General features: G+C 65.0%; 22 protein-coding genes, 3 tRNA genes and 1 pseudogene. 15 read left to right on the forward strand and 11 right to left on the reverse strand.

The genetic code is table 11. The features are described 5' to 3' along the window. Position 1: 1 nt before the first annotated feature. Positions 2-763, reverse strand: coding sequence for a dienelactone hydrolase family protein (locus tag P6U31_RS14960; protein ID WP_407189189.1), 762 nt, complete (start codon positions 761-763; stop codon positions 2-4). An 86-nt stretch (positions 764-849) separates the two neighbouring features. On the opposite strand from P6U31_RS14960, the gene P6U31_RS14965 reads away from it, so the two are divergent. The 3 genes and pseudogenes from P6U31_RS14965 to P6U31_RS14975 all read left to right on the forward strand — a co-directional run. Further along, positions 850-1,563 carry a class I SAM-dependent methyltransferase gene (locus P6U31_RS14965; protein ID WP_407189190.1) on the forward strand — a complete coding sequence of 238 codons (714 nt, stop codon included), beginning with the start codon at positions 850-852 and terminating at the stop codon, positions 1,561-1,563. A 95-nt stretch (positions 1,564-1,658) separates the two neighbouring features. Beyond that, entirely contained in the window at positions 1,659-3,497 is a 1,839-nt protein-coding gene (locus P6U31_RS14970) for a PQQ-binding-like beta-propeller repeat protein (protein ID WP_407189191.1), read from the forward strand. A 219-nt stretch (positions 3,498-3,716) separates the two neighbouring features. Next, positions 3,717-3,842, forward strand: a pseudogene (locus tag P6U31_RS14975) (aldehyde-activating protein); the annotation flags it as partial. Positions 3,843-3,911: 69 nt separating this feature from the next. Here P6U31_RS14975 and P6U31_RS14980 read toward each other — a convergent pair. Both P6U31_RS14980 and P6U31_RS14985 read right to left on the reverse strand, forming a co-directional pair. Continuing rightward, a tRNA-Thr gene (locus P6U31_RS14980) sits at positions 3,912-3,986 on the reverse strand. 166 nt (positions 3,987-4,152) lie between these two features. Then, on the reverse strand, positions 4,153-4,632 hold the full coding sequence (locus tag P6U31_RS14985; RefSeq protein ID WP_407189192.1) for a hypothetical protein: 480 nt from the start codon (positions 4,630-4,632) through the stop codon (positions 4,153-4,155). 284 nt (positions 4,633-4,916) lie between these two features. On the opposite strand from P6U31_RS14985, the gene P6U31_RS14990 reads away from it, so the two are divergent. Next, positions 4,917-5,390: a hypothetical protein gene (locus tag P6U31_RS14990; RefSeq protein WP_128926400.1), complete on the forward strand. Its 474-nt coding sequence runs from the start codon at positions 4,917-4,919 to the stop codon at positions 5,388-5,390. Between the two features lie 43 nt (positions 5,391-5,433). Next, positions 5,434-5,919 (forward strand): hypothetical protein, encoded by a 486-nt coding sequence (locus P6U31_RS14995; protein ID WP_407189193.1) that lies wholly within the window; start codon positions 5,434-5,436, stop codon positions 5,917-5,919. 172 nt (positions 5,920-6,091) lie between these two features. Here the strand turns inward: P6U31_RS14995 and rlmB are convergent, their stop codons facing one another. Next, positions 6,092-6,922: a 23S rRNA (guanosine(2251)-2'-O)-methyltransferase RlmB gene (gene rlmB, locus P6U31_RS15000; protein WP_407189194.1), complete on the reverse strand. Its 831-nt coding sequence runs from the start codon at positions 6,920-6,922 to the stop codon at positions 6,092-6,094. Positions 6,923-7,129: 207 nt separating this feature from the next. Between rlmB and P6U31_RS15005 the strand changes: the two genes are divergently transcribed. Then, positions 7,130-7,215: transfer RNA gene (locus P6U31_RS15005), tRNA-Tyr, on the forward strand. A gap of 426 nt (positions 7,216-7,641) precedes the next feature. Here P6U31_RS15005 and P6U31_RS15010 read toward each other — a convergent pair. Together P6U31_RS15010 and P6U31_RS15015 are read right to left on the reverse strand one after the other, a co-directional pair. Then, the gene (locus P6U31_RS15010; protein WP_407189195.1) at positions 7,642-8,145 is read right to left on the reverse strand and encodes a T6SS effector amidase Tae4 family protein; all 504 of its coding nucleotides are present in this window, start codon (positions 8,143-8,145) and stop codon (positions 7,642-7,644) included. 195 nt (positions 8,146-8,340) lie between these two features. Further along, complete coding sequence (locus P6U31_RS15015) at positions 8,341-9,264, reverse strand: LysR family transcriptional regulator (protein ID WP_407189196.1); 924 nt, start codon at positions 9,262-9,264, stop codon at positions 8,341-8,343. 111 nt (positions 9,265-9,375) lie between these two features. On the opposite strand from P6U31_RS15015, the gene P6U31_RS15020 reads away from it, so the two are divergent. From P6U31_RS15020 to P6U31_RS15030, 3 genes are read left to right on the forward strand one after another with little or no spacing between them, the layout of a single operon-like run. Next, positions 9,376-10,734, forward strand: coding sequence for an MFS transporter (locus P6U31_RS15020; protein ID WP_407189197.1), 1,359 nt, complete (start codon positions 9,376-9,378; stop codon positions 10,732-10,734). After that, positions 10,731-11,228: a GAF domain-containing protein gene (locus P6U31_RS15025; RefSeq protein ID WP_407189198.1), complete on the forward strand. Its 498-nt coding sequence runs from the start codon at positions 10,731-10,733 to the stop codon at positions 11,226-11,228. The genes P6U31_RS15020 and P6U31_RS15025 overlap by 4 nt, the downstream gene beginning before the upstream one ends. 17 nt (positions 11,229-11,245) lie before the next feature. Then, positions 11,246-12,493, forward strand: coding sequence for an amidohydrolase family protein (locus P6U31_RS15030; protein ID WP_407189199.1), 1,248 nt, complete (start codon positions 11,246-11,248; stop codon positions 12,491-12,493). Here P6U31_RS15030 and P6U31_RS15035 read toward each other — a convergent pair whose 3' ends face one another. Continuing rightward, positions 12,494-14,551, reverse strand: a complete 2,058-nt coding sequence (locus P6U31_RS15035) for an ATP-dependent helicase (RefSeq protein ID WP_407189200.1) — start codon at positions 14,549-14,551, stop codon at positions 12,494-12,496. Positions 14,552-14,676: 125 nt separating this feature from the next. Here P6U31_RS15035 and P6U31_RS15040 point away from each other — a divergent pair, with 125 nt between their 5' ends. Then, the gene (locus P6U31_RS15040; protein WP_407189201.1) at positions 14,677-15,267 is read left to right on the forward strand and encodes a TMEM175 family protein; all 591 of its coding nucleotides are present in this window, start codon (positions 14,677-14,679) and stop codon (positions 15,265-15,267) included. Position 15,268: 1 nt separating this feature from the next. On the opposite strand, the gene P6U31_RS15045 is transcribed toward P6U31_RS15040, so the two are convergent. Beyond that, positions 15,269-15,649, reverse strand: coding sequence for a YciI family protein (locus tag P6U31_RS15045; RefSeq protein ID WP_407189202.1), 381 nt, complete (start codon positions 15,647-15,649; stop codon positions 15,269-15,271). A 249-nt stretch (positions 15,650-15,898) separates the two neighbouring features. On the opposite strand from P6U31_RS15045, the gene P6U31_RS15050 reads away from it, so the two are divergent. Beyond that, positions 15,899-16,084 (forward strand): hypothetical protein, encoded by a 186-nt coding sequence (locus P6U31_RS15050; RefSeq protein WP_407189203.1) that lies wholly within the window; start codon positions 15,899-15,901, stop codon positions 16,082-16,084. A 27-nt stretch (positions 16,085-16,111) separates the two neighbouring features. Next, positions 16,112-16,315, forward strand: a complete 204-nt coding sequence (locus P6U31_RS15055; RefSeq protein WP_407189204.1) for a hypothetical protein — start codon at positions 16,112-16,114, stop codon at positions 16,313-16,315. Between the two features lie 10 nt (positions 16,316-16,325). On the opposite strand, the gene P6U31_RS15060 is transcribed toward P6U31_RS15055, so the two are convergent. Then, positions 16,326-17,036, reverse strand: a complete 711-nt coding sequence (locus P6U31_RS15060) for a substrate-binding periplasmic protein (protein WP_407189205.1) — start codon at positions 17,034-17,036, stop codon at positions 16,326-16,328. A 322-nt stretch (positions 17,037-17,358) separates the two neighbouring features. Between P6U31_RS15060 and P6U31_RS15065 the strand changes: the two genes are divergently transcribed. The 3 genes from P6U31_RS15065 to P6U31_RS15075 all read left to right on the forward strand — a co-directional run bounded on the left by P6U31_RS15065 (position 17,359) and on the right by P6U31_RS15075 (position 20,584). Further along, complete coding sequence (locus P6U31_RS15065; RefSeq protein ID WP_407189206.1) at positions 17,359-19,758, forward strand: ATP-binding protein; 2,400 nt, start codon at positions 17,359-17,361, stop codon at positions 19,756-19,758. A 330-nt stretch (positions 19,759-20,088) separates the two neighbouring features. After that, positions 20,089-20,162, forward strand: a tRNA-Gly gene (locus tag P6U31_RS15070). 113 nt (positions 20,163-20,275) lie between these two features. Then, on the forward strand, positions 20,276-20,584 hold the full coding sequence (locus P6U31_RS15075) for a hypothetical protein (protein ID WP_407189207.1): 309 nt from the start codon (positions 20,276-20,278) through the stop codon (positions 20,582-20,584). Positions 20,585-20,686: 102 nt separating this feature from the next. Here the strand turns inward: P6U31_RS15075 and P6U31_RS15080 are convergent, their stop codons facing one another. Together P6U31_RS15080 and P6U31_RS15085 are read right to left on the reverse strand one after the other, a co-directional pair. Beyond that, positions 20,687-20,893, reverse strand: coding sequence for a hypothetical protein (locus P6U31_RS15080; protein ID WP_407189208.1), 207 nt, complete (start codon positions 20,891-20,893; stop codon positions 20,687-20,689). Positions 20,894-20,969: 76 nt separating this feature from the next. Beyond that, entirely contained in the window at positions 20,970-21,833 is an 864-nt protein-coding gene (locus P6U31_RS15085) for a formate/nitrite transporter family protein (protein WP_407189209.1), read from the reverse strand. Positions 21,834-22,038: the final 205 nt, after the last annotated feature.

Raw genomic sequence — 22,038 nt, forward strand, 5'->3', positions numbered from 1 at the left:
ATCAGGCAGCGAGCCTCGCCTTGAAGAACCGCGTGACGCGATCGATCGCGTCCGACGTCATCGGATCGGAGTCGGCGAAATCAAAGCCATGCGGCTTGCCGGGATAGGGCACGAATTCGGCCTCGGCGCCAACGGACCTCGCAAGCTCGATCAGCTTCTTGCCATTCGCGATCGATACGGTCTGATCGGCTTCGCCGTGCAACTCGATCACGGGCGGCATATGCTTGACCTTGCCAGCTGTCGCCTCGGGCATGCCGGCATAGAGCACCGCGAGCGCGGCAATGCGCGCATCGCGGGCGGCGGTATTGGCGGCGATGAAGCCACCGAGCGAAAAGCCCAGCAGGCCGACATGCCCAGAGCTGTCGGCACGGTCGAGAATGGTCGTGACGGTGGCGGACACAGTGTCGGACCAGCCGTCGAAGCGCCCCATGTCATAGGCCTCGCGGCTTTGTTTCGTGCTTGACTTTGGATCGAGTGCCGCGGCGTCCCTGGCGGTCATGTAGTGCAGGAGATAGGTGTCGATACCTGCCGCCGTCAATGCGTCGGCATAGCGCTCATAGGCGCGTTGTCTCAGCTCGACGCCGCGCGAGCCGTGCAGCAGAACGACCGCAGGGCGCTTTCCGGCCGGTTTCGCCGCATAGCGTGAGACCGACTGGCTCCCGTTCCCGGTTGCGACGCTGAGCTGCTCGCTCGGCACGCCATGCGCCGTGGCAGGCATCATCAACGCGGCGAGCCCGCTCAGGGCCGTTCGTCGAGTGATCATCGGCGGGCTCGCTTCAAGGTGATTTCGGGTACGGTGCATCCGTCGTATGGTGGCCTTGCGACGGAATTTTGACTGGGGCTGATCCAATGATCTCCAATCGTCCCTCCGTGCTTGCCCACGACCGCTTCGTCGCCGACCGCGACAATTTCTCGGGGCTGGACCTCGCTGCGCGGTTCGAGCGGATCGAGCGGACGAACCTCTGGGGCGCTGCCAGCTCGGTGTCGGGCCTCGGCTCGGAGGACACCGCCACCGCCGCGATTCGGGACGCGCTTCCGCCGTTGCTGCAACGGCTCGGTGTGCGCTCCTTGCTCGATGCGCCCTGTGGCGATGCCGGCTGGATCGGCCGCCTCAAGCTCGATCTCCACTACATCGGCATCGACATCGTGCCGTCGCTGATCGAAGCCAACAACCGGCGCGTGGTGGACGGCGAATTCGCCGGACGGTTCCTGGTTGCCGATATCACCCGCGATGCGCTGCCGCGCGCCGATCTGATCCTGTGCCGGGACTGCCTGGTGCATCTGAGCTTCCAGAACATCGCCCGCGTCACCGACCGCTTTCGCGAGAGCGGCGCGCAATTCCTGCTCGCGACGACGTTTCCGGAGTGGGAGGACAATCGCGATTGCGAGGACGGCGACTGGCGCGCGCTCAACATGACGAGGGCGCCGTTCGACTGGCCGGCGCCGCGCGAGTTGATCGACGAGCGCTGCGAGGAGGGCGATGGCGGCTGGCGCGACAAGAGCCTCGGGCTCTGGCGGCTGGACGCGTTGCCGGATCGCGTCCGCACCGCCACGGATGTGTGACGGCCGGAGGGCGCAACGCCATTGCGTCCGCGATCGCAATGGCGATAGACTTCTGGTTGTGTGAAGCGTTCTCATCTCGCATACCGGAACCCACCATGAGCGCACGTGCCGTGCTGGCCGCGTTGTTGATCTGGTGCAGCGCGCCGGCGTTGGCGCAGCAGGACGGTGCTGCGCTCTATGCAACGCATTGCACGCAATGCCACGACGGCGATGCGCAGAGCCGCGTGCCGGGCCGCGGCGCCCTGCAGGCGATGTCGTTCGACCATGTGCTGGGGACGTTGACCTCGGGCAGCATGGCTGCCATGGCGAAGGACCGCAGCGACGCTGAGCGCCGTGCGATAGCTGCCTTCGTCACCGGCAAGATGGCGGCGGCCGGAGGCGTCGCAGCTGATGCGGACGGCCGCTGCACGCAGCAGATCAGCGGCTTTCCGCAAGCGCTCGATGGTCCGCGCTGGAATGGGTGGGGCGTCGATGCCGGCAACAGCCGCTTCCAGCCGGCCGGCATGGCGGGGCTGACCGCGGCGCAGGTGCCGCGATTGCGCTTGAAATGGGCCTATGCCTTTCCCGGCGCCTCGGTGTCCTTTGCGCCGCCGACCATCGTCGGCGGCATGCTGTTCATCGGCGGCACCGACCGCAAGGTGCATGCGCTCGACGCGCGAAGCGGCTGCACGATATGGACGCTGGGGATCGATGCGGCTGTGCGCGCCGCGATCAGCTTTGCGCCGCTTCCGGGCTCCGACCAGTTCGCGATCTTCTTCGGCGATCTGCGCGCCAACGCCTATGCGGTGAACGCGCTGACCGGCGCGCTGATCTGGAAGACCAAGGTCGAGGAGCATGCCGCCGCGCGCATCACCGGCGCGCCGACGCTGCATTCAGGCATGCTCTACGTCCCGGTGTCCTCGATCGAGGAAGCAGCCGGCTCGCAGGCCTCCTACGAATGCTGCACCTTCCGCGGCAGCGTGGTGGCGCTGGATGCGGCGACCGGCAAGATGATCTGGCAGGCGTATACGATTCCGGAAGTGCCGCATCCGACCGGCAAGAACGCCCGGGGCACCCAGCTGTTCGGCCCGTCCGGCGCCGCGATCTGGTCGGCGCCGACGATCGATGCGCAGCGGGGCGCGGTCTATGTCGCGACCAGCAATTCCTATTCGAATCCGCCGGCCGCGACCGCCGATGCGATCCTGGCGTTCGAGCTCGCAACGGGGAAGCTGCTGTGGAAGCAGCAGGCGACGCCGAAGGATGCCTTCGTCGTCGCCTGCTTCACTGCGGACAAGACCAATTGTCCCGAGGAGCCTGGGCCCGATCACGATTTCGGGCAGTCGCCGATCCTCGTGAGCTTGCGCGATGGCAAGCGTATTCTTGCCATCGCGCAGAAGTCCGGCGTCGTGCATGCGCTCGACCCCGACGATGGCGGCAAGATCCTGTGGCAGACCCGAGTCGGGAAGGGCGGTTCACTCGGTGGCAGCGAATGGGGCTCGGCTGCGGATGGGGAGCGCGTCTATGTCGCCAACTCCGACGTGCGCTTCAAACGCGACGGCACGCGGCAACTAGATTCCACGCAAGGCGGCGGCCTGTTTGGCCTCGACCTTGCCAGCGGGAAAGTCGTGATGGACGTGCCGCCGGTCGCTTGCGGCGAACGTCCGCAATGCAGCCCGGCGCTCTCGGCGGCGGTGAGCCTGATCCCGGGCGTCGTGTTCTCCGGCAGCGTCAGCGGCTTCCTGCGCGCTTATTCCACCGCCGACGGCAAGCTGCTCTGGGAGTTCGACACCGCGCGGGATTTCAAGGCCGTGAACGGCGTCCCTGCCCATGGCGGCGCGATCGACGGCCCCGGCCCGGTCATCGCCGGCGGCATGCTCTACACCAATTCCGGCTACGGCCAATGGAGCGGCGTCCCCGGCAACGTGCTGCTGGCGTTCGAGGTGGGGACGGAGTGAGCGTCACGCATTCGCACTCATGTCCTGGACACGCTGCAACGCTTCTGCAGGCGGGTTGAGGCTACCTCCTCGAACGCGTCATTGCGACGGAGCGACGAAGCAATCCAGAGTCTTTTCGCAGAGGCAGTCTGGATTGCTTCGCTTCGCTCGCAATGACGGAAGGTCGGCGACGGCGTCGCCACTTCAATTCCATCCGCCAACGCGAGGAGAGCACATTCTATGATCGATGCCAGATGCAGCTGCGGTGCCCTTGCGTTGTCGCTTCCGGGGCGCTCGCGCCTCGTCGTCGCCTGCCATTGCCTCGACTGCCAGCGGCGTACCGGCGCGCCGTTCGGTGTGGGTGCCTAAACATGGCTGGGTGGAGATGTCAGGCGTGTGTCCAAGCAGTCGCGCTGAGAGCTATACGCCAGACGCTGGTGCCGGCTGAGGGGATTGAACCCCCGACCTTCGGTTTACAAAACCGCTGCTCTACCGCTGAGCTAAGCCGGCGACGCCTGAAAACATGGGGAGAGCCGGCATGGGCCGGGGCTGTCCACCCGTGCGCGCCGCAATACCAGACTTGATCGGAAAGTGCCAGAACCCCGGGGCGCCCTCGCTGACATGAATCAGGCGGCCGTGAAGGCCGCCTGACGTCGCGCGCTCGATTTGGATGGCCTTACTGGCAGATGTGCCGGCGGCCGTCTTCGCCCTTGAACCAGGTGCCGGGCGTGCAGACGAAGCCGTTACGCTGGGCATAGGTGCGGGTGTCCCAGCCGCGGTTGTCCCATCGATTGTCGTAGGCGTAGGAATTGTCCCAGGCGCGGAACGGCGCAGTCGCAATCGCACCAGCGGTGCCGATTGCGGCGCCGGCTACGCCGGCCGCGACGTCGGTCGGCCAGAAGCCGGTGCGGCTCCTGTTCCAGTCGTTATTCCAGTCCCCATTCGCCTGACGGTAAGAACTGGTTTGACGGTAGGAGACGCGATGACGGCGGTATCCGCGATCCGTGGACGGATTGCCGGGGCCGAGATTCTGGCAATTGGCGTTGGGGAATTGCGCCGAGCAGCGGCCGGGTTCGTTGACGACTGCCTGCGCCATGGCACTGCTTGCCAGCATGGTCGCCGCAATCGCCGTAGCCCCGAGAAGCTTGATGTTCATGGTTGTTGGCTCCCATTTTGTTGACCGGGGCTAAACGCCGAAGGCGCCGGACGTTCCGGCGAAACCTGTGGATTTTCGCACGCGGACGGTCAAACGGATGTGAGCGCACCGCACGGTTCCGTGCGTCGGGGCCTTGCGCCGTTAACGCTTCGCTAGCTCGCTCTGCAGCATTTGAGCGGCGCGCGATCCTTACACATTAGGCTTACCGGAATTTGGTGAGCGGGCCTTAACCCTCTCTGCGTCGCGATCGGTTAGGTTGCCGCCTGAATAACCGGGGTCTTTTCATGCGTGCTATGGCGCTCGCCGCCTGTCTGATCGGATTGCCTGCGACGGCGTTTGCGGGCGGCTTCGATGTCGTCGTTCCCGGTCGTCCGGGCGTCCCGATCATCATCAACAACATCGACGCCTCCTACGCCGTGGTCGAGGGTGTTTGGGGCCTCGGCAAGAACCAACAGGTGCAGCCCACGATCTATGGCGGGCGCTATGTCGCCGAACGGCAGCCCGACAATGTCGGCCATTATTATCCGACGCTGGGCCTGCGGCCCGGCTATGGCCGGCTTGAGGTCGAGCCGCCCGCCAACCGCAAACTGCCCAAGCCCGCCGAGAGCTATTACCAGAGCTGGGGCGCGCAATCGGCGCCGCTGCCGCCGCAGATGGACGTGCCCGTCAATCCGCCGGCGGTGATCCTTGCGCCCGAGATCAACGAGCGTCCGCGGCCTCGGCCTCATGTCCAAGAACCCGGCAGGCCGCCGGGTTAAGAAACGTCGTAATCCAACAAACAGAAATCAACAGGAGAGAGTCATGCGTCAAATGATTTCGGGACTGGTCGCGGCGGCTGCCGTGATGTTCGCCGCCACCGGGCCCGCTGCGGCCTGCGGCTTCACCACCTGCGCGCCGGTTGCGCCGGCCTATACCGGCTGCAACACCGGCTGCGGCGGTTATGGCTACGGCTATGGCTATGGCGCCTATGAGCGTCTCGCCGAGCCGACCACGCAGTATTACTATGTCAACCAGGGCCCGACCTATACCGGTCCGGGCGCCTTCGCACCGTATCCGACCTACCGCGAGGACGCGGTCGTCGCGCCCGCCAATTACGGCTATGGCTACGGCTATCGCGCCGCCCTGGCTCCCTATCACCGCCCGTACTACCGTCCGTACCGCTACGGCTACGGCCCGCGCTACGGCTATCTGCCGCGCGCGCACTATGGCTACGGTCCGCGCTACGGCTATGCCCACCGCCACGCGCCGTATTACGGCGGCCATCGTGTCCTGCGCCGCTACTACTGATCCCCGATCGCTGATCGGCTGAAAGCTGCAAAGCGCCCGTTCGCATGATGCGGACGGGCGCTTTGTCTTGTCTCAAGCGCGATGAGAGTGAGATGAATCCTCATCGCGCTTTGGGTTGTTGGTCGCGCACGATCATTCCGGAAAATCGCTTCGCACGTGTCCGGATCATGCTTTAGCGCTTCATCAGCCCCAGCCGGCTGGCGCCGACATAGAGCGAGAGCACGGCGGCATTCGACACGTTGAGGCTCTTGATCTCGCCGGGCATATCGAGCCGCGCCACGACACTGCAGGTCTCGCGGGTCAATTGCCGCAGACCTTTTCCCTCGGCGCCGAGCACGAGGGCCAGCGGCTCGCGCAACGCGACCTCCGAGAGGTCCTCGCTGCCCTCGCTGTCGAGCCCAACCGTCTGGAACCCGCGTTCGTTCAGCGCGGTGAGCGCGCGGGCGAGGTTTTGCACGGTGACAACAGGCACCAGCTCGAGCGCACCGGAGGCGGCCTTGGCCAGCACGCCGGTCGCTTCGGGACTGTGGCGGGCGGTGGTGACGATCGCCTTCACCGCAAACGCGGCGGCCGAGCGCAGGATGGCGCCGACATTGTGGGGGTCCGTGATCTGGTCGAGCACCAGCACGATGCCCTCCTGCTTCAAGGTCTCGATATCGGGCGAGGGCAGGGGATCGGCCTCGGCGAGCAGCCCCTGATGCACGGCGTCGGGCGACAGCAGGCGGTCGATCTCCTGAGGCCGGACGATCTCAGGGGTGACGCGGGTTTCGATGTTTTCTTCCGCGAGCCGCCGGGCCGCGTTCTCGGTCAGCGTCAGCTTGCGGATCCGGCGCGCGGGATTGGCCAGCGCCATGGTGACGGTGTGCCAGCCATAGAGGATGACGGGCCCGTCGGAGTGCGAATCGCCGTCGCGCCAGGCCGGTCGGCCGGCCGATTTTCCGGGCCTGTTGAAGGGCTTAGCCCCACCGCGGGGACCCCTCGGGGTGAATTTTCGATCCTTCATGGGCTCGCTTGTGTCACGGGTCCCCGAATATGGCAATTTGAGTGCCCGCGAGGGCGATTTTAGCTGTTCGCCTCGGTTGACTTTGCCCCACCGCTTCGCCCATAAACGCGCCCGGTCGCGCCCCCATCCGGGCTGTCGCGGCCTTCACGTTCCATGGCCGTCTTCGGTCCGCCGGCAAGGTCCGGCCCGATTGTGCTGCCGTCGAGCGGGGGAGTGTCCCGAGTGGCAAAGGGAGCTGACTGTAAATCAGCCGCCTCATGGCTTCGCAGGTTCGAGTCCTGCCTCCCCCACCAGCCTTCGCTCGCTTCGCGAGCTGCGGCTAGGCAAGCCAGCCAAGATCGTCGTCACGCGAAGCTAGCGAAGGCTGTCAAGCTATTGCGTCGACCTGACGTCTGATTTTCGCGCGACTCAAAAAGCACATGCTGATGACGTTGCTCCGCGTCAAAACCACTTGGTAGGCTCACGACGTAGGTTGCCTTTTCTGATCAGCAGCAGGCCGTCGCCTCTAGGAAATATTGATGCCAGCTTCCGGCCGCGACATTTGCCAAGAAGCGGCCGTCTCTAGAGATTGTGACCGCATCATACCCGTTGCCCGACTCCAGTGAGGCTGAAATCTCCAATCTGGAAAAATACCGAACTTAATCCCATGCGGTCAGACCCCCATATCAAAAGCTGATAGGCCGGGAGCCGGCTTGCATGGGCGGCTTCTTCAGTCGCCATTACGAATTGAGGTCCCAAAAAAAGACCCTGTCGTTTGTCACTGCCGAATACCAACTGCCATAGTACATGTCAGCATCGTGTATCTGTCCATTTACCCAGATGTCAGTATGGCCGATGGTACTGGTGTCTGTCGGTTCAAATATGATCACCCCGTTCCGGCTCCCTATTTTAGACGTGTTCGAAAACATCTGTCCGGAGCCATATCTGTTATTGAGGTACTGCCGAAGATCGAGCGTTGAAAAAATATATTCCCAACCGTCGTCGTCCATCAGAACCCGAACTTTTTTGACGAGCACGCCACCTTTTCCATAGTCGCCGTCGCAATTGATATAGTGACCATCGACATGATTGAAGGCCCAACTGATTTTCGAAGCGCACGTATTCTTGTGCCCCGGTTCGTCGTGAAACTTCTTTATGGGGCCGTTGATCATTGTCTTGAAATCGTCGGTCATGCTTGGATGGTTAGCCAGCAGAGCGCTATAGCCGATATTGATAAAGCCCATGATCTCCCCTTGCCGTTGGACCCTTAGCGGGTGTTCGATGAGAGGGTTATGCGTGTGCACACAATTGTGGGGTCGGTTATCTTGCCTTAGCCATTGGGCTGGTCAATGGCTTTTGCCGAAGTGTCCGAACCCGCCATCCTGTCTGTGGGCGCAACTTGCGCCTGTCTATTGTGGGAAGGGGGATCGCCCGCGTGATCAGTCGGACTCCGCGAACATCGCGACCAGCGTCTCGCGCAGCCAGCGCTGTGCCGGCACCGTGTCGTTGCGCTGGTGCCAGAACAGGCTGACGATGCGCGGCGGCGCGCGAAGCGGAAGCGGCATGGCGTGCAGGAGCGGCGCATGCCTTGATTGCGAGCGCAAGTCGCTCGGCAGCACGGCGATGAGATCGGATTGGCGGACGACCTCGTAGGCCGCGCTGTAATGATTGACGGTCGCGACCAGATTGCGCGACAGCCCGCGCGAGGCGAGGAACAGGTCGTAGGACGGCATGGTCTTGCCGGCGAGGCTGACGTCGACATGGCCTGCGCTGAGGAAGGTCCGCGTGCTCAGCCGTTTCTGGGCGGCGAGCGGATGGCCGCGCCGCATGAAGCAGGCGTAGTCGACCGTCCACAGCGAGCGCGAGCGAATGGCGGCCGGCTGCTGCGCCTCGTTGACATAGACGCTGAGCACGCAGTCCACTCTGTTGTCCTCGAGCTGGTCGGCGATCTCGACGACGGTATTGGGCACGGTGTGGACGCGCGACTTCGGCGCAATCTTGCCGAAATGGCTGAGCAGGTTCGGCATGACGAGCGAGGAGACGTAGTCCGACATCGACAGGCTGAACTCGGTCTGCGCGCGTGCGGGATCGAACACCTGCTCGTCGAGCGCGCCGCGGACGCTTTCCAGCGCCTCGCCGATCGGCTCCCACAGCACCACGGCGCGCTGGGTCGGGCGGATGCCGGTGCCGGCGCGCACGAACAGGGGATCGCCGAGCGCGTCGCGCAGCCGCGCGAGCGCGTTGCTGACCGCGGGCTGGGTCATCCGCAGCGCATTGGCGGCGCGCGTGACGCTGCCCTCGGTCATCAGCGCCTCGAAGACTTTCAGGAGGTTGAGGTCGAGCGCGCGGAACGACACAAACATTCACCACAGTGATATATCAGATCATGATTATAAATTATGACGATAATGTCACTTTGTCTATGGTTCCCTCCCGAGCGGCGCGCCGGGCCGTGAAAATCGAAGGGGACTTTCATGTCGATGATATCGGCGCGCATCGAGCGCCTTCCGTACGCCCGCTTCCACACGCATCTGCTGCTGATGGGCGGGCTCGGCTACATGTTCGACGCGATGGACGCGGCGGTGCTGGCCTTCATCCTGCCGGTGCTGCGCACGGCGTGGAATCTGACGAGCGTGCAGATCGGCGTGCTCGGCAGCAGCACCTATATCGGCTTCCTGTTCGGCGCGCTGCTGGCGGGCACGCTCGGCGATCTGATCGGCCGTCGTGCGGTGATGATGTCGGCGCTGGCGCTCTATTGTGCGGCATCGATCATCAGCGCGGCGGTGGACAGCTGGCCGTCCTTCTTCGCCGCCCGCGTCGTCGCCGGCATGGGCACGGGTGCGGAGAGCGCGATCATCGCGCCTTATCTCGCCGAGTTCGTCGCACGGCGCTTCCGCGGCAGCTTCACCGGCGCGCTGGCCGGCTTCTTCTCCTTTGGCTTCGTCGCTGCGGCCTTGCTCGGCTATTTCATCGTGCCCGCCTATGACAATGGCTGGCGCGTCGTGCTTGTCATCACCGCGGTGCCGGTCGTCATGCTGCTGTGGTGGCGCAGGGCGCTGCCGGAATCGCCGCGCTGGCTCGAAAGCCAGGGCAGGGCGAAGGAAGCCGAGGCGGTGCTGGACAGGATCGAAGCCGGCTTCGCGCGCCAGGGGCTCCGACTGCCCCAGCCGGTCGTCGATGTCGTCAGCCCACCCGTCGCAGGGGGAACACTGCTTGCCAATTTTGCCGCGCTGCTCGCGGGGCGGCAGGCGCGGATCACCATCATGACCTGGATCATGTGGCTCGCGATCACCTTCAGCTATTATTCCTTCTTCGTCTGGATCCCCGGCCTCCTGGTCCAGAACGGCATGAGCATCACCAAGAGCTTTGCCTATTCGATCGCGATCTATTGCGCGCAGATTCCCGGCTATTTCAGCGCAGCCTGGTTCAACGAGCGCATCGGCCGGCAGGCAACGATCGCGTGCTACATGGTGCTCGGCGGCGTCAGCGCGCTCGGGCTCGCCTTCGCGCAGAGCGACCAGCACATCATGCTCGCCGGAATCATGCTGTCGTTCTTCATGAACGGCACCTATGCCGGCGTCTACGCCTATACGGCGGAGGTGTTCCCGACGCCGGTGCGGACGACCGGCGCCGGGCTTGCCTCGGCGATCGGCCGCATTGGCGCCATCGTCTCGCCGATCCTGGTCGGCTATCTCTATCCCAATTTCGGCTTTGCCGGCGTGTTCGGCATCACCACCAGCGTCCTGCTGATCGGCGCACTGACCGTCGTGGTGATGGGCGTGCCGACCCGCGGCCGTTCGCTGGAAGACATCGCCGCGGGCGAAGTGGCATGAGGGAGGCGACACGCCGGGCCGATCCGCTGCTCGGCGCCGTGGCGGCGGCGCAGGGCAGGGCGGATCAGCCGGAGGCGCTGTTCGCGGCGCTGGACCAGGCCCTGAAATCGGCGATCGGGCACAAGCTGTTCACGATCCTGACCTATGATGACGGCAGCGGAGAAGCGGCGCGGATCTATTCCAGCCGTCCCGGACCTTACCCGACGGGCGGGCGCAAGCGCCTGACTGCGGGCCCGTGGGCCGAGGCCGTGCTCGATCGCGGCGAGGCCTATGTCGGCTATACAATCGAGGATCTGCGCAACGTGTTTCCCGATCACGAGCTGATCGCTTCACTCGGCTGCGAGAGCGTGCTCAACATGCCCGTGCGCTGGCGCGGGCGCACGCTCGGCTCGCTCAACCTGCTCCACGAGGCGGGCTGGTATGGCGAGGACGATGTCGCCGCCTGCCTTCCGTTCGCCCAGCTCGCATTGCCCGCGCTGCTCACTCCGTCCTGACCCCGGGAATAAACACCATGCCCAGCACCCTCTTCAAGAATGCCGCGCTGCTCGATCCGCTGCAGCCGGATCTGCTGGAAGGCCATCACGTGCTGGTCGAGGACAACGTCATCAAGGACGTCTCGGACCGGCCGCTCCTGGTCGCCGCCGCTCGCACCATCGACCTCAAGGGCAAGACGCTGATGCCCGGCCTGATCGACCTGCATGTGCATGCGATCGCGGTCGAGCTCAATCTGGCGCAGCAGGTGCACATGCCGAACGTGCTGGTGACGCTGCGCTCGACGCTGCTGCTGCGCGGCATGCTGCGGCGCGGCTTCACCACCGTTCGCGATGCCGGCGGCGCCGGCCATGCGCTGAAGCAGGCCATCGAGACCGGCCTGACCGACGGTCCGCGGCTGTTCGTTTCCGGCCGTGCGCTGAGCCAGACCGGCGGCCACGGCGACATGCGGGCGCGCTCGGACTTTCTCGCCAGCGACGCGCCGTGCCCGTGCTGCGTGCGTGTCGGCGCGCTTGCGCGCGTCGCCGACGGTGTCGACGGCGTGCGCAAGGCCGCGCGAGAGGAGCTGCAGATGGGCGCCGACCAGATCAAGATCATGGCGTCCGGCGGCGTTGCCTCGCCGACCGATCCGGTCGGCGCGTTTGGCTACTGCGAGGACGAGATTCGCGCCATCGTCGAGGAGGCGCGCGGGCGCCAGACCTATGTGCTCGCCCATGCCTACACCGCCGCCGCCATCGAGCGCGCGGTTCGCTGCGGCGTGCGCACCATCGAGCACGGCAATCTGGTCGATGCGCCGACCGCGCGCCTGATGGCCGAGCAGGGCGCCTATGTGGTGCCGACGCTCGTCACCTACGAGGCGCTGGCGAGCGAGGGTGCCCAATACGGCCTGCCGCCGGAGAGCGTCGCCAAGATCACCGATGTTCGCGACGCCGGCCTGCGCTCGCTCGCGATCTATCGCGACGCCGGCGTGAAGATGGGTTTTGGCAGCGATCTGCTCGGGCCGTCGCAGCGCCTGCAGAGCGACGAATTCCGCATCCGCGCCGAAATCCTCGGCCCGCGCGCCGTGATCGCCAGTGCCACGGTGATCGGCGCCGAGGTGCTCGGCATGGAAGGCAAGCTCGGCCGGATCGCGCCAGAGGCACTCGCGGACCTGTTAGTGGTCGACGGCAATCCGCTGCGCGATGTTGCCTGCCTGCTCGGCCAGGGCGAGCACATCCCGCTGGTGATGAAGGCGGGCAAGGTTCAGTTCGACAGGTTGGACGCGTAACTACCGCCACATCCCGCGCATCCGCGCCCCGATGTCGATCTTCGGACCTTGCGCCGCCGTGCGCGCTGCACCGGCCGCGGCTTTCGGCCAGGCGGTGCGCTCGAACAGGTGGACCAGCTGCTCCGGGATGAAGCGGGTGCGCGAGGCGTAGACATGGCGGTCGCCCTTGGCGGCCTGGCCGTGGGTGAAGAAGCGCTGGGGGACGACGAGGTGGAGATCGTCCTTGGCGCGCGTCATCGCGACATAGAGCAGCCGGCGTTCCTCCTCGAGCTCGGCGCTGGTGCCGGCGCCGAGGTCGGACGGCATGCAGCCGTCGACGACGTTGAGCACGAACACCGATTTCCACTCCTGGCCCTTGGCGGAGTGGATGGTGGAGAGGATCAGATAGTCCTCGTCGCGCAAGGGCGGACCCGATTTGTCGCTGGTCGCGTCCGGCGGATCGAGCGTCAGCTCGGTCAGGAATTTTTCGCGAGACGAATAGCCGCTCGCGATCTGCTCGAGCTGCATCAGGTCGGCGCGGCGGGTCTCGGAATCCTCGTGGATTCGGTCGAGATGCGGCTCGTACCAGAGCCGCACGCGCTCGAGATCGACAGGCCATTCCGAATAGCGCAGATTTCCGATGGTGCGGACGAAACAGGTCCAGTCCGCGCCGCTGCGCGCCGGCACCGGAAGCTGGCCGAGCGTATGAAGCGGATCGGTGCTTTCCGCCATCTGGTCGAGCACGCGCTGCGCGGTGGCAGGCCCAATGCCCGGCAACAGATGCAGGATGCGGAATCCGGCGACCCGGTCGCGCGGGTTCTCGGCAAAGCGCAGCAACGCCAGCACGTCCTTGACGTGGGCGGCATCGAGGAATTTCAGCCCGCCGAACTTGACGAAGGGGATGTTGCGGCGGGTCAGCTCGATCTCGAGCGGGCCGGAATGCGAGGAGGTGCGGAACAGCACCGCCTGGTGCTTGAGCAGCGCGCCTTGCTCGCGGTTGGCCAGCACTTCCTCGACGATGTAGCGCGCCTGGTTCGCCTCGTCGTGCACCGTGACGAGCTGCGGCTTCCGCCCCGAGCTGCGGTCGGTCCACAGGTTCTTGGTGAAGCGCTCGCGTGCGAGGCCAATGACGCCGTTGGCCGCTGCCAACACCGCCTGCGTCGAGCGGTAATTGCGGTCGAGCGTGATCATCTCGGCACGGGGCGAGAAGCTCTGCGGAAAGTCCAGGATGTTGCGCACGGTGGCGGCGCGGAACGAATAGATCGACTGCGCGTCGTCGCCGACCACGGTGAGGCCGCGTCCGTCGGGCTTCAGCGCCAGCAGGATCGAGGATTGCAGGCGGTTGGTGTCCTGGTATTCGTCGACCAGCACGTGATCGAAGCGGCTGCCGATCTCCTCAGTGATCAGCGCGTCGCTCATCATCTGCGACCAGTACAGCAGCAAATCGTCGTAATCGAGCACATGCTGGGCCTGCTTGGCCTCGACATAGGCCGCGAACAGGCCCTTCAGCTCGGTGACCCACCCCGCACACCAGGGATAATGCTGGCCGAGCACCTTCTCGATCTCCATCTCGGCATTGACGCAGCGCGAGTAGATCGACAGGCAGGTGCCCTTGGCGGGAAAGCGGCTTTCGGTCTTCGACAGCCCGCGCTCGTGCCGGACCAGGTTCATCAGGTCGGCGGAATCCTCGCGGTCATGAATGGTGAAGGCGGGATCGACGCCGATCCGTTCGGCATACTCGCGCAACAACCGCGCGCCGATGCCGTGGAAGGTGCCGGCCCAGGTGAGCGCGTCGCGCATGATCGCGGCGTTGTTCTCCCCCAGCACCTTGCGGGCGATCCGCTCGACCCGGCCGGCCATCTCGGCCGCGGCGCGGCGCGAAAACGTCATCAGCAGGATGCGGCGCGGATCGGCGCCTGCGACGATCAGATGCGCGACACGATGGGCCAGCGTGTTGGTCTTGCCGGAGCCGGCGCCGGCAATGACGAGCAGGGGGGCGCCCACGGTCGCGCCATCGGCCACGCCATGCTCGACGGCGCGGCGCTGCTCCGCATTGAGCGTGTCCAGATATGTCGCCACGAATCGCCCCGGTGAAAGGGTGAGAGTCGGCGATCCCGGCGCGAATCGCAATGCGGCTGGAGGGAACCGGTGTTAAGACCTAGGGGAAAGAGGGTCCGAAGTTCCAGCCCGAAAAGTGCACCGGCATGACCGAGCTCAAGCCCGACCAGTTCGAGATGCGGCGGCTGGAATCGCTCAGCAACACCATTTTCGGCGTCGCCATGACGCTTCTCGCCTACGATCTGCCCAAGGCGGCGGTCTTCACCAGCGCGCCGGACTGGAGCGACCTCGCCCATGTCTATTCCGGCAGGCTCGCCGGCTTCGCACTCAGCTTCATCATCGCCGGCGTATTCTGGATCAGCCATCACCGGCGGCTGGCGCGCCAGCCTGTCGGCAGCCGCGGCGCGGTGATACTCAATCTGTTCTTCCTGCTTTCGATCGTGCTGCTGCCCGTGACCAACGGCCTCTATACCAATTACGCCACGAGCAGCGCGGTCGCGGTGCTCTACGGCCTGCACCTGTCGGCGATCGCCGGCCTCAATGCCTGGCTGTGGTGGACGATCCTGGGCGGTTGGCGCCATGAAATCATGGCCGCGCTGTTTCCGCTGCTGGTGTTCATCCCGGGCACGATCGTTGCGGCCTTCGCCCCGCGCGTCGCGCCCTTCTTGTGGTTCATCGCGTTCGGCGGAATCGCGATCCAGCGCTTCTACACTGTACGGACCGCGCCGGACGCCTAGCTCACCCCGCTGTCGCGCCGAACCCATCGGCCGGCACGTAAAGCTTGACCGGGCGGATTTCGTACACGGCCGTCGGATTGACCGCACGCAGCTTGCGCGCCGCCGCGATCGCCTCGTCCTCGGTGGCGCATTCCATCAGGTGGAAGCCCAGGAGCTGCTCCTTGGTCTCGGCAAACGGCCCGTCCAGCACCATGCCCGCGCCCGGGCCACGCAAGGTGCGGGCTTTTCGGGTCTCGTCCAGACGGGCGGCTGGCCCAAACTGTCCGCTTGCCCGCAAGGGCGCCTGAACCTCGATGACCTTGGCCACGACCGCGGCATCCTGCTCCGGCGTCCAGGACAGGAGCTCCTCTTCCACATGATAGGCCAGGATGGCGTATAGCATCGTCACCTCGTTGTTTTTTCCGCACAGACCCCAAGGACGTAGCACGGGAGGCGGTGCCGACAATCCCCAAGAAAAAACTCAAGGAAAAATTCAAGGAAAAATTCACGCAAAAATTCTCGCACGAAACATTGCGTGGTCATGCCGCCACGAAACGTTCCTGAAACCCGATTGCGGCCTGGTTGCATGAACGCCGCCGGACGCGATTGCGACTGATGACCACAAACAACAAGGCTTTCGCTGGAGGCGGCTATGTCGGGTCAAACCATCAAGATTATCTGCGACGCGCGTCGGGCGGGACAATCGGAGCCGGCCGACTTGCACGATCAGGCGGGTCATCACCGTTATTACGGCAGCTCGGCCGAAAACGTCGGCGAGCGGATCGTGGAGAGCCGGCGCGGCAAGCGCCGGCGCACGTTCAACATTCTCGGCTTCTGAATCCTCTGGCGCGACCGTCTTTCCAGCATGGACGCCCTGCAAATATCGATCGCGGCGATGCCGTTTGCCGTCTCGCTCGTGAGCCGCAACGCCAAGGCCATCGCGCCGTGCCTGCTCGCGAGCATTTTTACAGTCTTCCTCGGCGGAGAGCCTCACCGCGCGGTCATGGCCTGGTGTGTCGGCATCTTGATCGCTGCCGTAGCCTTGCGCGAGCGGCTTCGCGCGGGTTGACGCGTGGCTCTCACGGCGCGCTCAGGACCTGCTTGACCAGGGCCTCGCGCAGCGCCGCCAGCTCGCCGCTCGCCTCCATCTGAGCAATCACCTGGCCCACTTTCGGCACCAGGTCGCGGTGGCGTTCATGCAGGTAGTGGTAGATGTGGATCCGCTCGAGCGGCGGCGAAAGCGGGTAGATCCTACCCTGCAGATTGAGCTTCCTTACGGCGGCAAGGCCACTGAAGAGGTCGGTCACCATCACGTCGAAACGGTCGGCGTCGAGCATCCTGACCATGTTGTCGAGGCTGCTGGTCGCGGTGACGCGAGCCATGCCGCGCGTGCCCGCTTCCGAGGAGCCGACGCCGCGGACGATGCCGATGCTGTAGTCCTTGATCGAGTCCCAGCCGGCGACGTCGAACCGGAGCTTGGTCGCGAACACCGCGGGCTCGATGTAGTTGATCGCCGGCGTGACCTGGATCAGTGTCGGGTAATCGCGCGAGAGCGTGCCGATCCGCTGGATCTCGCCGTCGACCTCGCCGGCGCTCGACAACGCGAGCGCGCGCTTGCCAGGGACGTCCTCGAACTCCAGCCTGATGTTCAGCTTGGCATAGACGGCCCGCAGCATCTCGCCGCCGACATATTGGTCGGGAATGTCGGCGATGCGCGCCAGCCGGATCAAGTCCTGCGCCTGCGACGGACCGGCTGCGAGCAACAGGCAGGCGACGATTAGCCGCCACATCGGGCGCCTCCTTCGGCCGTGCATTGCTACCACTGGATTCGGACGCCCGCGCGATCTACCGCAAGTTGGAATTTGCGCCGGCAACCGTTACCGCTCGCCTGCCATGCGAGCTATTCCGGAGTTTCACCGATGTCATTCTAACACGCGCAGTGCTAGCCTGCGCGGAAATCCTGCCGTTGGGCGCAACAAATGACTCGCCGCCCACGGGATGACAGGGTGATCGCGCCCATCGGGTGACGAGGCAGGCGTCTCAATTCTTGGACTGCTCGTAACTGCGACCGGTGGACCGGAGCAGAGAGCTGCCATCTCGGGGACGTGATGCATGGCCAACGCAGGTGACGAGGACGCCAAGCACAGCCGCGCCATCGCGCCGGCGGCTGCCAAGCCGGGTTTGACCGGCATTGATGCCCCGCTTGCGCCTTCGATGTTCGCTTCGCTGCTGTCGCGGCTGTTCAACTGGTCGCGCAGCGGCGTCGGACCGCGGCTGCTCGCCGCCGTGCTGCTGTTCTCTTCGGTCGTGACGCTGACGCTGACCGCACTCCAGCTCTATCTCGATTACGATCGCGAGGTCGCTCTGATCGAGACGCGACTCGACGAGATCGGCCGCAGCACGACCGGCAGCCTTGGCGAGAGCCTGTGGAATCTCGACCAGAACCAGCTCAAGCTCCAGCTCGACGGCATTCTGCGGCTGCCCGACATTCGCGCCGCCGAGGTGCGCGAGATTGCCGATCGTCCCAATCCGATCCGTCTTGCAGTCGGCGAGCCCGGCACCCGCTCGGTCGTGACGCGCGACTATCCCTTGACCTACGGCGTGCAGGGCAGCACACGTGAGATCGGCGTGCTCCACGTCGAGGCCACGCTGACCGACGTCTATCAGCATTTGCTGAACCGGGCCCTGGTCATTCTGGCGAGCCAGGCGGCGAAGACGTTCCTCGTCTCGCTGTTCATCATCTACATGGTCCATCTGCTGGTGACGCGGCATCTGGTCGCCATCGCCGAGTTCGTCAGCAGATACAATCTGGCGCGGCCGCCGCCGCCGTTACGCCTGGAGCGCCGGCCGCCCTCCGATGCCGACGAGCTCGACAAGGTGATCGAGGCCTTCAACGCCATGTGTGCGAACCTCGAACGAGCCTACGGCGAGTTGCGCGAGGCCAATGCCAATCTCGAGCGTGACCTGACCATCCGTCGGCGCGCCGAAGCGGACGCGCGGGCGAGCGAACAACGTTTCCGCGACTATGCCGAGACCGCGTCCGACTGGTTCTGGGAGACCGGACCGGACCATCGCTTCACCTACCTCTCTGACCGCGTGATTGCCTTCGGCATGGATCCCAAGGTGCGGATCGGCACGCGTCGCATCGATACTGCCCTCGACCGCGATACCGAGGCGGAGAAATGGCGCGCCCATCTGGCGACGCTGGACCGTCACGAGCCGTTCCGCAAATTCGAATATCGCGGACGCGACTCGCGCGGGCGGGTGCATCATTTCAGCGTCAACGGCCAACCGGTCTTCGATGCCGACGGACGCTTCCTGGGTTACCGCGGCTCCGCGACCGACCTCACCGCGCAGCACGAAACCGAGGAGCGCTTACGTCAATCCCAGAAGATGGATGCGATCGGCCAGCTCACCGGCGGCGTCGCGCACGATTTCAACAATGTGCTCACCGTCATCACCGGCACCATCGAGATCATCCAGGAGGGGCTTGCGGACAAGCCCGAGCTCGCGGCGATCGCGCAGCTGATCGACGATGCGGCCGCGCGCGGCGCGGAGATCACCTCGCAGCTCCTGACCTTCGCGCGCCGCCAGCCGCTGGAGCCGCGCGAGATCGACGTCAACGCCCTCGTGGTCGAGACCGCAAAGCTGCTCAAGCCGATCCTCGGCGAGCATATCGCGATCGAGACCCGGCTCGCCGACGACACCTGGTCCGCGATGGCGGATCCGTCGCAGCTCTCCTCCGCGATCGTCAACCTCGCGGTCAATGCGCGCGACGCGATGCCGGGTGGCGGCAAGCTCGTTGTGGAGACCGCAAACCGGGAGTTCGACGATACGAGCGGCGAGGTCGTGCGCGGCGCCTTCGTGATGGTGGCCGTGAGCGATACCGGTCACGGCATTCCGGCCGACATCCGCGAACGCGTGTTCGAGCCGTTCTTCACCACCAAGGGCGTCGGTCGCGGCACCGGGCTCGGGCTCAGCATGGTCTACGGCTTTGCCAAGCAGACCGGCGGCACCGTTGCCATCGAGAGCGAGGAGGGGCGTGGCACGGTGGTGCGGTTGTTCCTGCCACGCTCGAAGGGCGAGGCGCCGGCCAGGACGGCGCCGGTTCAGGCGCTCGCCACGGCACGCGGGCACGAGGTGATCCTCGTGGTCGAGGACGATCCGCTGGTGCAGGGTTACGTCATCGCCCAGCTCGGCAGCCTCGGCTATCGCACGCTCGTGGCCGGCGACGGCGCATCGGCCTTGGCGCTGGTCGACCAGGGCGCCAAGTTCGATCTCTTGTTCACGGACATCATCATGCCCGGCGGCATGAACGGGCGGGAATTGGCCGACGCCGTGCGGCTCCGCCGGCCCGGCGTGAGGGTGCTTTACACCTCCGGCTACACCGATAATGCCATCGTCCACGAAGGGCATCTGGATCCCGGCGTGGCGTTGCTCAAGAAACCCTATCGGAAGTCGGAGCTGTCGCAGAAGATTCGCGAGGTGCTTGCCGGCGAGCCGCCGGGTTGAACCGCGCGACCGACGAAAAAGGCGCGGCGGGGAGGCCCCGTCGCGCCCGATTTCGTGCTCGCTGGTCCAGGGCTGAGAACGCCCCGATGCCAAGCCCTTATTCAGAACTCAGCGGGCGATCCCAGCGAGGTGACAGCGCTTGGTAAAAGACACTGGATCACCTCCTTTCGTTGGTTTCGGAAGACCTCAATATAGGTGGCATTGCCCCCACTGTTAAGGGGCGGCCGGTCTGCAGGAACCGGCGCGGTTGGCAAGGGCGGGGGACGACGCCGCAAAGCGGCGTCCTGGGCAGTTGAGACCGCCGCCCGGCCGTGTTAGGGAGCCCGTAACGCGGGTGTAGCTCAATGGTAGAGCAGCAGCCTTCCAAGCTGAATACGAGGGTTCGATTCCCTTCACCCGCTCCAATCATCACCGGCCGCCACGTCCAAGATGGCCGGTCGCCTCCCGCCTGATCCAGGTCAATGTCCCGCACGCCCGATGATCTATCCATTGGTCGCAACTTCGGGACAACAACGACATGACCGACAAGCCGATCGACTGGACGCCGGACCTTTCCTTGCCGACCTCCAAATCCACCGTCCAGCACTTCGTCGCAAAGGCCGGCGGCGACCGCTTGGAGATCGACACCACGCCCTGGGGCGAGGCCGATCTCACCGTCAACGGTCAGTCGATTGCGCACATCGAGACGGCCGCGAGCGCCGGAGACGCGTTTCGGGTGCTCGAGACGATCGCGGAAGAGTTCGAGGCCGCCAAGGATGCGCGCCTGGATCAAGCGATCGAGGATGACGAGGTTCGCGAAAAGCTGGGTCTGCCGCGCGTTCTTTGAGATTACGCGCGGCGCGCGGGCATGGCATAGTTTCACCCGGCCCAGCTAATTGTGGGATGGCCAACGGCCTCAGCAACCGCTTGGTCTGGCAGTCACCAGCCTCTATTTTCCGTTCGCGTTCTCCTGCTCGCGTTCTTTCCGTGCGCGGTCGACGGCGCCGCCTTGAGGTTGTCCGCTGACCTTTACGCCGGGTAGATGATCGACCTTGTTCTTGTCCGCCTCTTCGGCGCGCTGCAGTTCGCGGTCGATGACCTCTCGCGATCCTTCTGCGGGTTCCTTATCGAATGGGCTCTTTATTGTGGTGCTCATGAGCGCTCCTGCCTGTGTCCGAAAGTGACTGCGGAGGCAAGCCCGGCTCGCGCCTATCGTTCCTGCCCCGCAGGTCCTATTCCCTGTGGGCGTCGATTTCGGGGGCGACCTGTCCGTAGTTCAGCAGCGCAACCAGAGTCACTCCGCCCAGGATGTTGCCGAGCAGCGTTGGCATGAAAAAGTCCGATATATATTGGGCCAGCGAGGCCCGGCCACTTTGCACCAGGAAAGCGCACTCGACCGAGCCGGCGACGATATGCGCGAACTCGCCGAGCGCGACCACGTAGGTCATCACGACAATGATGTGGGCCCGCGCGCCTTTTGTCGCCGGGAGAAGCCATGCCATCAAAGCGATCAGCCAGCCGGCAAAGATCGCGCGGATGAGGGTCGGCGCGAAAGGCCCCTCTATTGTGTTACGGCTGAGATCGACGAAAGCATCGACGATGCGAGGTTCGAAGATGCTGGTGTGAGCGAGCACGGATCCGGCCGCCCAGGTTCCTGCGATATTGGAGGCCAGGACCAGCACCCACAGCCTGAGCACGCTCCCCAGCGTCGCGAGATCTCGGTTGTGCAACAGCGGCAGGATCGGTGTCAGCGTGTTCTCGGTGAAGAGCTGCTGCCGTCCGAGCACGACGACCAGGAAGCCGACGGTGTATCCTAGCGGAGCGACGAGGCGGCGCGTCGCCTCGTCCGCGATCAGCGCGTGAAACTCGCCCTGGACGATCAGCGACAACGCGATCGACAGGCCGGCGGCAAAACCGGACAGCAGGATTGCCCACCATCGCCGTTCCAGTTCCTGCTCACCCTCGGCACGGATCGTTTCGTGGATGAGTGCAGCATTCGGGCGGCTCTGAGATTCGATCTGCTCGGTCTGACGCCGTGAGACGCCGTCGAGCTTCGAGGCTGGATTGAATGAGGCGCCGTCGCCGAGCTGATCCACGCTTGGGTCTTTCGATAATGGGTGATCGAACTCAAGGCCGCTCGTGCGCGTCAGTTCCTCGCGAGAGCCAGTTGACCTGCGGCGCAGGGTTCAGCGAGGAACCTTCGCCACGAGGTAGAGTTTTGCCATTGGGAAGGGGCCTTTCGGCAAGAGGCAAGACCGTGCAGAACGTCGCGCGCGTTCCTACCACCGCGCAAATCGCGGG

It is taken from the genome of Bradyrhizobium centrosematis, assembly GCF_045571495.1.
Taxonomy (GTDB): Bacteria; Pseudomonadota; Alphaproteobacteria; order Rhizobiales; family Xanthobacteraceae; genus Bradyrhizobium; species Bradyrhizobium centrosematis.

What these genes read in the sequence shown, in the direction of transcription:
- P6U31_RS14960 (WP_407189189.1), bottom strand. Translation starts at nt 763, where the DNA reads ATGATCACTCGACGAACGGCCCTGAGCGGGCTCGCCGCGTTGATGATG.
- P6U31_RS14965 (WP_407189190.1), top strand. Translation starts at nt 850, where the DNA reads ATGATCTCCAATCGTCCCTCCGTGCTTGCCCACGACCGCTTCGTCGCC.
- P6U31_RS14970 (WP_407189191.1), top strand. Translation starts at nt 1,659, where the DNA reads ATGAGCGCACGTGCCGTGCTGGCCGCGTTGTTGATCTGGTGCAGCGCG.
- P6U31_RS14985 (WP_407189192.1), bottom strand. Translation starts at nt 4,632, where the DNA reads ATGAACATCAAGCTTCTCGGGGCTACGGCGATTGCGGCGACCATGCTG.
- P6U31_RS14990 (WP_128926400.1), top strand. Translation starts at nt 4,917, where the DNA reads ATGCGTGCTATGGCGCTCGCCGCCTGTCTGATCGGATTGCCTGCGACG.
- P6U31_RS14995 (WP_407189193.1), top strand. Translation starts at nt 5,434, where the DNA reads ATGCGTCAAATGATTTCGGGACTGGTCGCGGCGGCTGCCGTGATGTTC.
- rlmB (WP_407189194.1), bottom strand. Translation starts at nt 6,922, where the DNA reads ATGAAGGATCGAAAATTCACCCCGAGGGGTCCCCGCGGTGGGGCTAAG.
- P6U31_RS15010 (WP_407189195.1), bottom strand. Translation starts at nt 8,145, where the DNA reads ATGGGCTTTATCAATATCGGCTATAGCGCTCTGCTGGCTAACCATCCA.
- P6U31_RS15015 (WP_407189196.1), bottom strand. Translation starts at nt 9,264, where the DNA reads ATGTTTGTGTCGTTCCGCGCGCTCGACCTCAACCTCCTGAAAGTCTTC.
- P6U31_RS15020 (WP_407189197.1), top strand. Translation starts at nt 9,376, where the DNA reads ATGTCGATGATATCGGCGCGCATCGAGCGCCTTCCGTACGCCCGCTTC.
- P6U31_RS15025 (WP_407189198.1), top strand. Translation starts at nt 10,731, where the DNA reads ATGAGGGAGGCGACACGCCGGGCCGATCCGCTGCTCGGCGCCGTGGCG.
- P6U31_RS15030 (WP_407189199.1), top strand. Translation starts at nt 11,246, where the DNA reads ATGCCCAGCACCCTCTTCAAGAATGCCGCGCTGCTCGATCCGCTGCAG.
- P6U31_RS15040 (WP_407189201.1), top strand. Translation starts at nt 14,677, where the DNA reads ATGACCGAGCTCAAGCCCGACCAGTTCGAGATGCGGCGGCTGGAATCG.
- P6U31_RS15045 (WP_407189202.1), bottom strand. Translation starts at nt 15,649, where the DNA reads ATGCTATACGCCATCCTGGCCTATCATGTGGAAGAGGAGCTCCTGTCC.
- P6U31_RS15050 (WP_407189203.1), top strand. Translation starts at nt 15,899, where the DNA reads ATGTCGGGTCAAACCATCAAGATTATCTGCGACGCGCGTCGGGCGGGA.
- P6U31_RS15055 (WP_407189204.1), top strand. Translation starts at nt 16,112, where the DNA reads ATGGACGCCCTGCAAATATCGATCGCGGCGATGCCGTTTGCCGTCTCG.
- P6U31_RS15060 (WP_407189205.1), bottom strand. Translation starts at nt 17,036, where the DNA reads ATGTGGCGGCTAATCGTCGCCTGCCTGTTGCTCGCAGCCGGTCCGTCG.
- P6U31_RS15065 (WP_407189206.1), top strand. Translation starts at nt 17,359, where the DNA reads ATGGCCAACGCAGGTGACGAGGACGCCAAGCACAGCCGCGCCATCGCG.
- P6U31_RS15075 (WP_407189207.1), top strand. Translation starts at nt 20,276, where the DNA reads ATGACCGACAAGCCGATCGACTGGACGCCGGACCTTTCCTTGCCGACC.
- P6U31_RS15080 (WP_407189208.1), bottom strand. Translation starts at nt 20,893, where the DNA reads ATGAGCACCACAATAAAGAGCCCATTCGATAAGGAACCCGCAGAAGGA.